Below are 12,227 nucleotides of genomic sequence, written 5' to 3'. Positions count from 1 at the left end.
GTCACGAACCCGCGGTCGAAGTAGGTGCTCGCGCCCGGCACGTCGGTCACCCGCGACCCGACCAGCCCGCCAGTCAGCGACTCCGCGGTCGCGAGGGTCTCTTCCCGCTCGGTCAGCAGGTCGCCGAGCGTCGCCTCGACCGGCTCCGAGTGGTCCGTCCCGTCCGCCCCGGCGGTCTCGTCCGGCTCGCCGCCCTCCGCTTCGGCCCCGCGTTCGTCCATACCCCCGCTGTGTCCCCCACCGCCGTGGGGTTTACGCTCGCCGCGACGCAACCGCCGCCATGACCGACTGGGACGACCGCTTCGCGTCCGGCGACTACCCCCGCGCCCCGGAGCCGTCCGCCGTCCTGCGCTCGTACGAGCCCGCGATCCCCGACGGCCGCGGGCTCGACGTGGCGGCCGGCACCGGCCGCAACGCCGTCTACCTCGCGGCGGCCGGCTACGCGGTCGACGCCCTCGACGCCTCCCGCGAGGGGCTCTCCATCGTCCGCGAGCGCGCCGCGGAGCGCGGCGTCGCCCACCGGGTCGAGACGGTGCAGGCCGACGCCTCGACGTACGCCTTCCCGGCGGAGACGTACGAGCTGATCACGATGAGCTACTTCCACGCGCTCGACCGGTTCGCCGACCTGATCGAGTCGCTCGCGCCCGGCGGGTACCTGTTCGTCGAGGGGCACCTCCGGTCGGCCGACTCCACCCCGTCCGGTCCGAGCGACGACCGCTACCGGTTCGCCGCCAACGAACTGCTCCGCGCTGGGCTCGGGCTGACGGTGCTGTACTACGACGAGACGACCGAGGAGCGTCCCGACGACCGCCGCCGCGCCACCGCCCGGCTGCTCGCGCGTCGGTCGACCGGCGGGCGACAGACGTACCCGCCCCGCCCGGACGAGGGTGCTCAGGACGAGGGGGCTCGAGACGAAAGAGACCGGGACGCCAACGGAGCCGCGGAGCGCCGGGATGGCTGACGCCGGGTCGCCGGGCGCGGTCCTCCGGGAACTGGTCGCGGAGGCGGTGGGCGTCGACGGCGCCGCGCTCCTCGAGGACGCCCCCCTCTCCGAACGCGGGGACGCCCCGGGTCAGGGGGCTCGGCTGCCCGAGGTCGTCGCTGCGGGCAGCACCGTCGTCGGCGTCGTGCCGCGCGCCCCTCCGGACCTCGTTCGGCGACTGCTGGGCACCGGCGACGCGTCGCTCGAAGCGGTCGGTGACGCGGGGGGCGACGGCGGGACGGTCCGACTCGTCTTCACCGGCCGGGCCGCGGATCGGCTGGCCGGGCCGTCGGGGGCCGTACTCCGGCCCGTCCTCGCCGACCGCGGGGTGGAGGCGTACCGTCACGACGGCGGCTCCCCGATCGGCGTGCTCCTCGTCGACGACCGCGCCGTGGTCGGGCTGTTCGACGAGCGGGGGCTCGCCGCGCTGCTGTGGTCGGACGCGCCCGCGGTCAGGGAGTGGGCGGCCGCGACCTGCGGGCGGTACCTCGCGGCGGCCGAGCCGGCGTGACCCGCTTCGGGCGCGAGCCACGACGGTGTGATTCGCGCCGCATCGCTTTTGCACGTACCCCGCGAAGGGCCGGTATGAAAGCGCTGCTGTTGTTGGTCGCCGGGATCGGCGGACTCGTCCAAACGCTCGCTCCGCGGGCGATCGTCCGCGCGTGGACGAAGGCCCTCTACCGGAACGCGGGCGACGCCGAGCCCCGCGAGTGGGTGTACGTCGCCGCACGCGCCGAGGGCGCGGTGATCGTCCTCGGCGCGCTCGTCGGCCTGTACGGCGTCGCCACCGCCGAGGACGATGAAACGGTCGCGGCGGTCGAGGACGAGGAGGCGGTCGACGCCGGCGATCGAATCGACGTCGCCGTCGAGTAAGCGGCAGTCGCGACCGACCTGCGGGTCGCCCCCCGACCAGGGGGACGCGCAGGCGTCGGCGCACCCGAACGTATTTCCACGGGGTCGTGGTAGGGTTCCGCAATGCCGGACTCGGCCTTTCGTCCGCACGGAGAGCGCGACACGGTCGTCCGAGTGTTGCACGTCGACGACGAGCCGGCGTTCCTGGATCTGGTCGCGACCTACCTCGAGCGGACCGACGACGCGTTCGAGGTCAGGTCGGAGACGGACGTCGACGCCGCGCTCGACGCCGTCGAGCACGAACGGATCGACTGCGTCGTCAGCGACTACGAGATGCCCGGGACCGACGGGCTGACGTTTCTCGAACGCGTCCGCGAGCGCGACCCCGCGGTCCCGTTCGTCCTGTTCACCGGGAAGGGGAGCGAGGAGATCGCCAGCGAGGCCATCTCCGCGGGGGTCACGGACTACATCCAGAAGCGCTCGGGGACCGACCAGTACACGGTGCTCGCGAACCGAGTCCGGAACGCGGTCGACCAGGCCCGATCGCGGGCGGCGCTTGCGGCGAGTCAGGAGCGGCTCTCGCGGTTCATCGAGCAGTCGCCGCTCGGCACGATCGAGTACGACGAGTCGTTCCGGATCGTCCGGGTGAACCCGGCCGCCGAGGAGATCCTCGGCTACTCGGAGTCGGAACTGGTCGGCGGAACGTGGCTCCGCTTCGTTCCCGAGTCGCTCCACCGCCACGTCGCGGAGGTCGAACGGCGACTCCTCTCTGACAAGGGCGGCTACCGGAGCGTCAACGAGAACGTGCGTGCGGACGGCGAGCGGATCCGCTGCGCGTGGCACAACCAGGTGGTGACCGACGGCGACGACGAGGTGATCCGCGTCTTCTCGCAGTTCGAGGACGTGAGCGAGCAGACGAACCGCAAGCGCGAGATGGAACGGACGAACGCCGTGCTCTCGACGGTGCTCGACGGGCTGCCGATCGGTGTGCTCGTCGAGGACGCCGACAGGCAGATCCTCCGCGTCAACCGGTACCTGTTCGACCTGTTCGGCCTCGACGGCGACCCCGATGCGGCGGTCGGACGCGACTGCGCCCGGTTCGCCGTGGAGATGAGCGACCTGTTCTCGGAGCCGGCGTCGTTCGTCGACCGGATCGACGCGATCGTCGACGCGCAACGGCCCGTCGACGACGAGCGGATCCCCCTCGCCGACGGTCGCGTCCTCCTGCGGACGTACCGCCCGGTCGACCTCCCGGACGGGCGGGGACACCTGTGGGCCTACCGCGACGTGACCGACGAGCGAGGGGGGTGACCGGAGGCGGGCGCCGGTCGGAACCGAGCAAGTCGCGATGCCGGCGTCGCAGCCGCCCTCAGTCGTCGGTCACGTACGGCCGGTCGGCCTCCGAGCGCTCGCCGGTGCGCAACACGTGGCAGTCGCGGCACCGCGCCTCGTAGGACTCCTCGGCGCCGACGAGGATCGTCGGATCCTCGGTGTGAGCCGGCTCGCCCTCGATGAGCCGCTGGTTCCGGGAGGCGGGCTCGCCGCACTGCGAGCAGATCGCCTGCAGCTTGTCGACGTACTCGGCGGTCGCCATCAGCTCCGGCAGGGGCTCGAACGGCTCGCCGCGGAACGTCTGGTCGGTGCCGGAGACGATCACGCGGGTCCCGTTGTCGGCCAACGCGTTACACACCTCCACCAGCGCGTCCGAGAAGAAGTTCGCCTCGTCGATCGCGACCACTTCGGGGTACGGGTCGTCGTCGAGGATCGCGAGCGGGCCGTCCCCCTCGTTTTCGACGACGGTCGCGTCCCACTGCCGGCCGTTGTGGGTCCCGATCGTCGTCTCGCCGTAGCGGTCGTCGACGGCCGGTTTGTACACCGCGACGGACTGACCGGCTATCTCCGACCGCCGGAGGCGCCGGAGCAGCTCCTCCGTCTTCCCCGAAAACATCGACCCCGAAATGACCTCGATCCACCCGGATCGAGTGATCGCGTGCATGCCCTGACGGGGCGGAGCCAGCGACTAAACCGTTTCTCTCCCGGTCGCCCCGGAGATCAGACCGCGGCCGCGACCGCGACGAGCAGGGTCGCGGCGGCGACGTACGTCGCGGCGCAGAGCGCCCAGTCGCGCCGAATCCGTGGGAGCCGCTGGCGGGGGAGGCCCTGCGCGCGCGGCAGGGGAACGAGCGCAAAGAAGCCGACCATCAGCGCGAGCATCGCGGGCCCCGCGACCGCCAGCGCGACGGCGATCCCGACGCCGAGCGCCGCCTGCACCGCGGAGAGGAGCCCCACGAACAGGAGCCCGGCGCCGCCGCCGGCGACGTAGTGGACCCGCGTCGCCAGCCGCTCCGGCGCCCGGTCGACCGGCGTGCCCGTGAGCACGCCGGCGGCGACCCGAGGCGCGGTCGCTCCCTCCGGGAGCCTTGGCATAACGCGATCCATCGCGAGCGTCGCGAGCAGTCCGACGATCGGCCCGAGCACGAGGCCGGCCGACAGCGAGAGCGTAGCCATCGATGGATCGGAGGGTCGCGATCGGCTTCAGTCCCCCGACGCGGTCGCCGCCGGCGAGCGACGCCTCGGCTTCAGTCGTCGGCCGCGACGACCGCGTCGCCGCCGATCACGACCCGAGAGACGTCGGCGGCGCCGGCCCGCCTGACGACCGCGCGGACGAGGTCGCGCGCGCCGGCGAGGTTGTCGGAGTCCCCGTCGAGAACCAGCAGGTCGGCGTCCGCGCCGGGCTCGATCACGCCGCGGTTCAGCCCCGCTATCGCCGCGCCGTTCGCCGTCGCCATCCGGAGGATCTCCTCGGCTGGGAGGTCGGAGAGCTTCGCGGCGAACTCCATCTCGCGGAACATCGATGGCGAGTCGAGCATGACGTTGTCGGTTCCGAGCGCGACCGTCGTCCGCTCGGCGAGGTCGCGGATCGGCGGCACGCCGACGTTCGTCACGAGGTTCGAGCGCGGGCAGACGACCACGGGCGTCCCCCGGTCCTCGAGCCGGTCGAGGTGGATCCCGTCCGCGTGGACCATGTGGACGAGGAAGTCGGGGTCCAGATCCATCGCGGCGTTGATGTCGTCGGCGTCGCGCTCGCCCGCGTGGATCCCGAACAGCTTTCCGGCCTCGCGAGCCGCCGAGCGCACCGCGTCGAAGTCGGCGTCGCGGGCGCCGGAGGCCCCGTATCCGTCGGCGACCGAGAGCACGTCCGGGTCGTCGCGGCCGAACACGACCGGCTCGACCGCGCGCTCGCCGAAGTCGACCCCCTCGCCGGCGACCGCGTCCCGTAGCGCGGCGACGCCCTCGACGCCGCCCTCGCGGAACTCGAGGAAGGTGCCCGTCCCGGTCGACTCCATGTAGCGGAGGCTGCGCGCCATCGCTGCGACCTTCGCGCCGCGGCTCGATTCGCGCAGGAGGCGGTGTTTGAGCCCGTCTGGCGGCGCGACCAGCTCGTCGAGAGAGAGCCCCTCGCCGGCCTCCTTGGCGATGGAGTCGCCGATGTGGGTGTGGGCGTTGACGAACGCCGGGAGGATCACGTCGTCGCCGTCGACCGACTCCTCCTCGATCCGGTCGATCTCGCCGTCGGCGACCACGACCCGCCCCTCGACCGGTTCGAACTCCGGACCGGTCAGCACGGTCCCTTCGAGGTGCATACGCGAGAGTCGCCGCCGCGGGAGTAAAAGGTCTCGACAGGGGCCGGCTCGCGGGGGCGCTCCTCGAGCGGTTACGCCTCGCCCGGTCACGACTCGGTCGGCTACGCCCCGTCCCGGAACTCGTCGAGGGTCGTCGGCATCGCGCCGCGGACCTCCGCGACGAGCCCGTCGGGGTCGAGCCCGAGCACGTCGGCGGCCGCGCGCCCGACGCGATCGGTCGCTGGTCGGGGCGCGTACACGCCGAGGCGCCACTGGTTGCGCTGGGCGGTCCGGAGCGCGGAGACGAGCGGCGACTGGCGCTCTAACCGACGCACCTCGCCGTTGACGGTGACGCGAGCGGTCGACTCCCGCATCGACGGCTCCGGCGGCACGTCGAGGATCACGTGCCGGCGGGCGACGTCCGCCTCCTCGGCGATCTCGCGTTCCAGCTCGGTCTCGGCGTCGTGGTCGGCCTCGTGGACGCGCTCGGGCACGTCGTCGTACTCGGCCCACACCGCNTGTCTCGGCGTCGTGGTCGGCCTCGTGGACGCGCTCGGGCACGTCGTCGTACTCGGCCCACACCGCCAGCTTGTAGAGGTCGCGCTCGTCGTATCGGCGGGACAGCTCGGCCGTCTCCGGGCAGCTCCGGACCGCCGCGAGGAAGTCGTGGTCGTCCATCCGGCGGAGCTCGGCCGCGGTCGTCGGCGTCGCGTCGAGCAGGTCGCTCGCGGCCCGGCGCAGCATCGCCTTCGAGATGCGCGCGACGTGGTGGGTGTAGACGACCGGGTTCATCAGCGCGCGCGCCAGCAGGAGGCTCTCGGCCGTCTGGACGTTCCCCTCGTCCAGGACGAGCTCGCTCTCGCCCGCCCCGTCGTCGACGAACGTCAGCTCCCGGACGAACCGCTCGGTGTCGATGGTGCCGTACGGCACGCCGGTGTGATAGGCGTCGCGCACGAGGTAGTCCATCCGGTCCACGTCGAGCTCGCCCGAGACGAGTCCGCCGTACCGCCCCTCGCCGGCGACGAGCCCGGCGATCCGCTCGGGGTCGAGGTCGTGGTCGCGGAGCGCCTCTCCGACCGCGCCGGTCGCGAGCAGCTTGTCGACGTCGTCGTGGTACTTCCCCGTGCGGCGGTGCGTGAGCGACTCCAAGTTGTGGCTGAAGGGACCGTGGCCGACGTCGTGGAGCATGGCCGCCGCCTCGATCCGGTCCGCGCGCTTGCCCCCGATCCCGAGGTGGTCGAGCGCCCGGCTGGCGAGGTGATAGACGCCCAGCGAGTGCTCGAAGCGAGTGTGGTTCGCGGAAGGGTAGACGAGCTGGACCGTGCCGAGCTGTTTGACGTGTCTGAGCCGCTGCACGGCGGGGGTGTCGACCAGATCCGCGGCGACACCGTCGATCTCGATGTGGTCGTGGACGGTGTCCTTGACCGTGATCATGCGTCGGCGTTCGTCGGCACGGGATAAAAACGGCGTGCGTGGCCGGAGACGCCACGTCCCTCCCGAAAACCGGCAGATTGCCGACCCCTGGGACAGTCGGCACGATTTATACGTCCAGTACTCGGACGGTTAACCATGTATGATGTACTCATCGGGGTCGACAACGCGGAGGACAACCGTGCGGTCGCACAGGCGAAGGCGATCGCGGATCTGCCGAGCACGGACGACTCGGTGACGGCCCACCTGTGTCACGTGTTCCAGGAGAACCCCGAGGGCGCCTCGGTCCACCAGATCTCGGCGGTGCGGCGCGCTCGAGAGACGCTCGAGGAAGCCGGCATCAACTGCGTCCACCACGAGGCGAGCGGCGATCCCGCGGACGAGCTGCTCGCCGCCGCTGACGACGTCGACGCGGACGCGATCTGCGTCTCCGGGCGGAAGCGACGCCCGACCGGGAAGGCCGTCTTCGGGAGCGTGACGCAGGACGTGATCCTGGGGAGCGACCGCCCGGTGTTCGCGGTCCCGGCGCCGAAAACCGACTGACCCTCCGACGGCGACCGCCGCTCCGACACCGACCGTTCTTTTTAAATGCCCGAACACCAGCGGTCGCGGGCCGCGCGTAGTCTCTTCCTCCGCGCGCCGATGCCGCCCGATCTCCGTGCGCTGATGCCGCCCTACCTCCGCGCGCTGATGCCGCCCTATCTCCGCGCGCCGACGCCGCGGAGCCCGAGGACGTCTCGCGCCGCCGCGCCGACCGCGTCGACGTGTTCTGCCGGGCAGTAGACCCCGAGCGTCCAGCGGCTGCGCTCGGCGCTGCGCAGGCCCGCCACCAGCTCGGAGGCGTCCTCCAGCCGCTGCGGGACGCCGTCGACGACGACGGTCGAGCCGGATTCCTTCAACCCGGGACGAGAGGGCACGTCGACGACGACTGCTTCGCGGTCGACGCCGACCGCGTCGGCGATCTCGCGTTCGGCAGCGCGCTCCTCGGCGTGGCCGGCGTCGACGGTGCCCGCCGGCACGTCCGCCAGCCCGACCCACACCGCCCGCTTGTACAGGTCGCGGCGCTCGATCCGCTCGCCGAGCGCGGGGACCTCCTCCCGGAGCGCGACGAGGAGGTCGTGGTCGGCCATCCGGCGGAACGCGGTCGCGTCGGTGTCGGTCCGGTCGAGGTAGCGCTCGCAGGCGCGTTCCAACATCGCGCCGGCGACCCGCGAGACGTGGTGGCGGTACACCACGGCGTTCATCAGCGACCGGGCGACGAGCAGGCTCTCGGCGGTGGGGACGTTCCCCTCCGCGAGCACCAGCGCGGCGTCGTCGGGGTCGGCCGGGGGCGCTCCGTCCGCCCCGTCGCCTCCGGCGAGTCGGAGCTCGTTGACGAGCCGACCGGTGTCAACCGTGCCGTACGGCACGCCCGTGTGGTGGGCGTCGCGCACGAGGTAATCCATCCGGTCCACGTCGAGCTCGCCCGACACGAGCGCGCCGAGCCCGCCCTCGCCCGCGATCAGCGAGGCGACGCGCTCCGGGTCCAGCCCGTTGCGTTCGAGGACCTGACAGGCCTCGCGGTCGGCGTCGGTCAGGAGCCAGGCGACATCGTCGTGGTCGCGACCCGTCGCGCGCCGGATGATCCCCTCGGTCTGGTGGCCGTAGGGGCCGTGTCCGACGTCGTGGAGGAGCGCCGCGGCGCGCACGTGAGCGGCCGTGTCGTCGTCGAGACCCAGCCCGTCGATCGCGCCGCGCGCGAGGTGGTAGACGCCCAGCGAGTGCTCGAACCGAGTGTGGTTCGCGGAGGGGTACACCAGCCGGACGGTGGACAGCTGTTTGATGTGGCGCAGCCGCTGAAAGGCGGGCGTGTCGACCAGCTCGGCGGCGAGGTCGCCGAGGCGGACGTGGCCGTGGACGCTGTCCTTGATCGCCTTCATCGCTCTGTGGTCGCCCGCCGCGGAGTTGGTCGTTTCGGCTCCGGCCGGCGCTCCATGCTACTCGTCGACGATGTCGACGTCGAGCCGCTCCTCGAGGGCGCGGACGACCGAGCCGCCGACGCCGGCGGTCGCGGCCCGGCCGTCCTCGACCGCGAACAGGTCGTCCTCGTCGACCTCGAGCTCCGCGGCAAGCTCCTCGACGGTGAGGCCGGCGTCCTGCCGGGCGGCCGCCACGTCGTCGCCGTAGCCGGAGACGAGGTACGGGAGCCGGTCCGACTCGTAGTTGGTGCCGCCCTCCTCCCAGTGCTTGGAGTCGCCCGTCGCGGAGTCGTACATCTTCGCCTGCTTGCGAGCGATCTCCTTCTTTCGGCTCTCCGTCCCCGTCGACTCGGACCCGGCGCCGCCGGGGCTGCCGCCCGAGCTCCCGCCGCGACTCCCGCCGCGACCGCCGGGCGCGTTGCCGGCGTCGTCGTGGGGCCGGCAGTCCGAGCAGACGAGGAGCTTCGCCCCGGCGACGGTGGCCCGCTTGAGGTCCGTGGTCTCGCGCCCGCAGAGCTCGCAGGCGTCGCCGTCGTCGCCGCCGCCGCCACCGCCCGTCGAGTACTTCGCCATATCGCGAGTGGTGGACCCGGACGGTTAAAAAGTCGTGGAGGGCCACCCGCCGATCGCCGGGCCGCGACCGACGCCGCTCACGGCCCGAGGTAGCCCCACGCCTGCAGGCGGTCGCCGTCGCCGTCGATCCACCGCTCGCCGATGTCGTCCCGGTAGTACAGGTTGGGCATCACGATGTCGTCGATCCGGTCGTACGCCTGCTCGCGCGCGGCCTGCATCGTCTCGCCCGTGCCGGTCACGACGATTGGCATCCCGCTCTCGCCGGCGACGCGCCACTGCCCGTCGACCCGTTTCGTGTCCTCCAGATGAACTCCCTCGCGGCGGTCCGTCTTGAAGACGACGGCCGCGTTCCGCGAGTTCTCGTCGTACGTCCGCTCGTCGTCGAACGGGAACGGCGGGAGGACGACCCGAACGCCGACCTGATAGCCGCTGTGAACCTCGACCTCGGGCTCGTCGCCGCGCGCGAGGTCGGCGAAGAAGCGGCCGGTCGACGACTCGATGGACTCCTCCTGGAGGGCGATCGTCGGGTACCCGAACCGCGGCGTGAACTCCAGCGGGTAGATCCCGGTCTCGTTCACGATGCAGTTGACGTCGATGCTCCCGACGTACCCCTCGTCGGCGAGCCAGCCTTCGACCCTGCCGAGGGTCTCCTTGAACAGCCTGTTCTGGCCGGCCCAGAACATCGACGTGCCCATCTCGCCCGTCGACGGCCCGATGTTGCCCGGGAACAGCTTCTTGTGCTCGAAGTTGAAGTTGACCCGATCGATGAACTCGTCGCCGTTGAAGAACCCGCAGACGGCGACTTCGACGCCCTCCACCTTCCGCTGCAGCTGGAAGCCCTTCATGCGGTGGCCCCACGCCTTCTTGTACGCCCTCAGCACGTCGACGACGTCGCTCCTGTCGTCCTCGTTCCCGACGTACAGCAGGCGCTTGACGTTCTGGACCTCGCCGAGGGGTTTGATCACGTACGGGGCGGGGTTCTGTTCGACGTGTCGGATCCCTTCGTCGAAATCGTGGAAGATGCGGTGTTCGATCGTGGTGACGCCGTTGTCTTCGAGGACCTCCATCGCGTACCCCCTGTCCTCTTCGAGGCGGTCAGTGTTCGGCGTCCCGCCGACGACGGCGTTCCCCTCCTCGCGGAGTTCCCGCGCGAGTTCGCCCGTGCCGACGTCGGACCCGACCCAGATGTCGTCGAAAATGATGACATCCGCCCAATCCACTTCTGCGCGCCAGTCGTCGGTCTTGGGGACGAAGCCGTCGCCGATCTCCCGGTCGCTCTCGGCCTCGATGTAGTACTTCACGTCGTGGCCCTCGCGGTGGACCTGCCACGCGAGGTCGGTGATCAGCGCGGCGTCCGCGGAGACGAAGAGGAAGCGCTCGGTGTCCATAGCGGCCCGTCTCGCGGCGAGAACTTGAGTGTGCGTGGCGGCCGCGGCCCCCGACGATCGGGTCCGAGCCGCCACGGTGGCCCGCTCGAGCGCGCGTCAAACCACGTGAAACGCCGTCGCGACGGCCTCGACGGTCGGCGGGTCGTTCGTCCAGAACCCGGTGTACTCGTCCGAACGCCCCTTCGCGACCAGACCGCAGGCCTGCGTTCTCTCGGGCCCGCCGTCGTACGCGAGGACCCAGTAGGGCTCGAGCGCCGCGGCCCCGTCGGTGCGGTAGGTGACCCCGGAGATCGACGGCGGCGTCCAGTACTCGACGCCGTACACGCGGATATCGAGGTCCGTCTCGGCGCCGAGCGTCCGGTACACGTCGGCCTGCGATTCGAACGTCGAGAGGCTCTGGAAACTGACCCACAGAGTGCCCGCTCCGACGCGAAACGCGCGGTCTTCGATCTCGCGACTGACTGCGAGGAGCTCCCGGCGGCTCATGCCCGAAAAGACCGTCCGATCGAAGAGGTCGAAGAGCGCTCGGTACCCCTCCGAGACGCCAGCTCGTTCGCCCGGTCGACGGATCGGGGGCTCGAGCAGCCCTTCGACCGCCTCGACGCCGACGATCCCCGCGACCTCGCCGTCGGTTCGGATCTCGAGGAACGGGCTCGGACCGCCTGCCGGAAGCGCCCGCGACTCGACGGGGATCCCGCGGTCGGCGAGCCACGCTTCGATGTCGAGTCGACCGCCGCTTCTGTAGGCGATGACTCGGTGTCGCCTCCCCGAGAACTCGGTGAGCAGGGAGTCGAGCATCACTCTGGCTGGCGTCGTCGCTCGGCCTCGGCGCTCTGGCGAATGACGTCAGCGACCCGCGGATGGAGCTCCTCGAGTCGGACAGCGTCGCCCTCCGAGCTGTACGCGATCAGTCCCGCCTCGGCGAGTTGGGGCAGGTGACTGTGCAGTAGCTGGAGGCGGACCGCCGATCGGTCATCGGACGTGTACATCGCGCCGGTTTCGGTCGCTTCCCAGCCGCTGAGCACGGACGCGAGCTCCGCAACGGTGGACTCCCCGTGTTCGAGCAGGTAGTAGAGCGACCGACGACGGTGGGAGGAGGCGAGCGCTCGGTAGAACTCGTCGTCCGCCAACCGCGGTGGGAGGTCTCCCGCCGCGTGACTTCCGTGAGCAGAGCCGTCGTTTGACCCGCCCATGCGAGGGCGTACGTGACAGTGGAACAAGTAGTTATCCCATCGAACACCCTGTATCGAGCCAGAGAGATTTTGAATCAACAACCCCGGCGGTCGAAACTGCGCTCCGCGATGAAGTCACCCGTGAAAAACTACTGCTACGTAACCGACCCCACCCTACTTCACTCGGCCTTGCGGCCTCGCTCGTTGAGGGTGGGGCTTTGATGTGGTTTTCGCCCTCGGTTGGCGCG

General features: G+C 71.2%; 14 protein-coding genes and 1 pseudogene. 5 read left to right on the top strand and 10 right to left on the bottom strand.

The genetic code is table 11. The features are described 5' to 3' along the window. Positions 1-221 (bottom strand): CinA family protein (locus C468_RS08410; RefSeq protein ID WP_008848465.1); only part of this gene is annotated, 221 nt, incomplete at its 3' end. A gap of 59 nt (positions 222-280) precedes the next feature. Between C468_RS08410 and C468_RS08405 the strand changes: the two genes are divergently transcribed. The 4 genes from C468_RS08405 to C468_RS08390 all read left to right on the top strand — a co-directional run bounded on the left by C468_RS08405 (position 281) and on the right by C468_RS08390 (position 3,145). Then, complete coding sequence (locus C468_RS08405) at positions 281-961, top strand: class I SAM-dependent methyltransferase (protein ID WP_008848464.1); 681 nt, start codon at positions 281-283, stop codon at positions 959-961. Continuing rightward, positions 954-1,493: a transcriptional regulator FilR1 domain-containing protein gene (locus tag C468_RS08400; protein ID WP_008848463.1), complete on the top strand. Its 540-nt coding sequence runs from the start codon at positions 954-956 to the stop codon at positions 1,491-1,493. Before C468_RS08405 ends, C468_RS08400 begins: the two co-directional genes overlap by 8 nt. 74 nt (positions 1,494-1,567) lie before the next feature. Beyond that, positions 1,568-1,855, top strand: coding sequence for a hypothetical protein (locus C468_RS08395; RefSeq protein ID WP_008848462.1), 288 nt, complete (start codon positions 1,568-1,570; stop codon positions 1,853-1,855). 102 nt (positions 1,856-1,957) lie between these two features. Next, positions 1,958-3,145 carry a PAS domain-containing response regulator gene (locus tag C468_RS08390; protein WP_008848461.1) on the top strand — a complete coding sequence of 396 codons (1,188 nt, stop codon included), beginning with the start codon at positions 1,958-1,960 and terminating at the stop codon, positions 3,143-3,145. 58 nt (positions 3,146-3,203) lie between these two features. Here the strand turns inward: C468_RS08390 and C468_RS08385 are convergent, their stop codons facing one another. The 4 genes and pseudogenes from C468_RS08385 to C468_RS08370 form a co-directional block, all read right to left on the bottom strand. After that, positions 3,204-3,830 (bottom strand): thymidine kinase, encoded by a 627-nt coding sequence (locus C468_RS08385; RefSeq protein WP_008848460.1) that lies wholly within the window; start codon positions 3,828-3,830, stop codon positions 3,204-3,206. Between the two features lie 56 nt (positions 3,831-3,886). Continuing rightward, complete coding sequence (locus tag C468_RS08380; protein WP_008848459.1) at positions 3,887-4,342, bottom strand: hypothetical protein; 456 nt, start codon at positions 4,340-4,342, stop codon at positions 3,887-3,889. 71 nt (positions 4,343-4,413) lie between these two features. After that, a complete protein-coding gene (locus C468_RS08375) occupies positions 4,414-5,478 on the bottom strand; it encodes an amidohydrolase family protein (RefSeq protein WP_008848458.1) in 1,065 nt (354 codons plus the stop codon). Between the two features lie 101 nt (positions 5,479-5,579). Next, positions 5,580-6,891 (bottom strand): annotated as a pseudogene (locus C468_RS08370) (HD domain-containing protein). Positions 6,892-7,026: 135 nt separating this feature from the next. Between C468_RS08370 and C468_RS08365 the strand changes: the two are divergent. Further along, complete coding sequence (locus tag C468_RS08365; protein WP_008848455.1) at positions 7,027-7,431, top strand: universal stress protein; 405 nt, start codon at positions 7,027-7,029, stop codon at positions 7,429-7,431. A 155-nt stretch (positions 7,432-7,586) separates the two neighbouring features. On the opposite strand, the gene C468_RS08360 is transcribed toward C468_RS08365, so the two are convergent. The 5 genes from C468_RS08360 to C468_RS08340 form a co-directional block, all read right to left on the bottom strand. Next, positions 7,587-8,807, bottom strand: a complete 1,221-nt coding sequence (locus C468_RS08360; protein ID WP_008848454.1) for an HD domain-containing protein — start codon at positions 8,805-8,807, stop codon at positions 7,587-7,589. Between the two features lie 57 nt (positions 8,808-8,864). After that, positions 8,865-9,419: a helix-turn-helix domain-containing protein gene (locus tag C468_RS08355; protein ID WP_008848453.1), complete on the bottom strand. Its 555-nt coding sequence runs from the start codon at positions 9,417-9,419 to the stop codon at positions 8,865-8,867. Positions 9,420-9,496: 77 nt separating this feature from the next. Then, on the bottom strand, positions 9,497-10,807 hold the full coding sequence (locus C468_RS08350) for a phosphoribosylamine--glycine ligase (RefSeq protein WP_008848452.1): 1,311 nt from the start codon (positions 10,805-10,807) through the stop codon (positions 9,497-9,499). Positions 10,808-10,903: 96 nt separating this feature from the next. Then, positions 10,904-11,605: a DICT sensory domain-containing protein gene (locus C468_RS08345; protein ID WP_008848451.1), complete on the bottom strand. Its 702-nt coding sequence runs from the start codon at positions 11,603-11,605 to the stop codon at positions 10,904-10,906. Next, positions 11,605-12,000 carry a DUF7344 domain-containing protein gene (locus tag C468_RS08340; protein ID WP_241430995.1) on the bottom strand — a complete coding sequence of 132 codons (396 nt, stop codon included), beginning with the start codon at positions 11,998-12,000 and terminating at the stop codon, positions 11,605-11,607. Before C468_RS08340 ends, C468_RS08345 begins: the two co-directional genes overlap by 1 nt. Between the last annotated feature and the right edge of the window lie 227 nt (positions 12,001-12,227).

This window comes from Halorubrum kocurii JCM 14978 (genome assembly GCF_000337355.1).
Lineage (GTDB): Archaea > Halobacteriota > Halobacteria > Halobacteriales > Haloferacaceae > Halorubrum > Halorubrum kocurii.
This window is presented reverse-complemented; position numbering and strand designations above follow the sequence as displayed.

Bases quoted from the DNA above. Each gene is read 5' to 3' on its own strand.
- C468_RS08375 (WP_008848458.1), bottom strand. From the start codon at position 5,478: ATGCACCTCGAAGGGACCGTGCTGACCGGTCCGGAGTTCGAACCGGTC.
- C468_RS08360 (WP_008848454.1), bottom strand. From the start codon at position 8,807: ATGAAGGCGATCAAGGACAGCGTCCACGGCCACGTCCGCCTCGGCGAC.
- C468_RS08365 (WP_008848455.1), top strand. From the start codon at position 7,027: ATGTATGATGTACTCATCGGGGTCGACAACGCGGAGGACAACCGTGCG.
- C468_RS08400 (WP_008848463.1), top strand. From the start codon at position 954: ATGGCTGACGCCGGGTCGCCGGGCGCGGTCCTCCGGGAACTGGTCGCG.
- C468_RS08390 (WP_008848461.1), top strand. From the start codon at position 1,958: ATGCCGGACTCGGCCTTTCGTCCGCACGGAGAGCGCGACACGGTCGTC.
- C468_RS08380 (WP_008848459.1), bottom strand. From the start codon at position 4,342: ATGGCTACGCTCTCGCTGTCGGCCGGCCTCGTGCTCGGGCCGATCGTC.
- C468_RS08355 (WP_008848453.1), bottom strand. From the start codon at position 9,419: ATGGCGAAGTACTCGACGGGCGGTGGCGGCGGCGGCGACGACGGCGAC.
- C468_RS08350 (WP_008848452.1), bottom strand. From the start codon at position 10,807: ATGGACACCGAGCGCTTCCTCTTCGTCTCCGCGGACGCCGCGCTGATC.
- C468_RS08345 (WP_008848451.1), bottom strand. From the start codon at position 11,605: ATGCTCGACTCCCTGCTCACCGAGTTCTCGGGGAGGCGACACCGAGTC.
- C468_RS08385 (WP_008848460.1), bottom strand. From the start codon at position 3,830: ATGCACGCGATCACTCGATCCGGGTGGATCGAGGTCATTTCGGGGTCG.
- C468_RS08405 (WP_008848464.1), top strand. From the start codon at position 281: ATGACCGACTGGGACGACCGCTTCGCGTCCGGCGACTACCCCCGCGCC.
- C468_RS08340 (WP_241430995.1), bottom strand. From the start codon at position 12,000: ATGGGCGGGTCAAACGACGGCTCTGCTCACGGAAGTCACGCGGCGGGA.
- C468_RS08395 (WP_008848462.1), top strand. From the start codon at position 1,568: ATGAAAGCGCTGCTGTTGTTGGTCGCCGGGATCGGCGGACTCGTCCAA.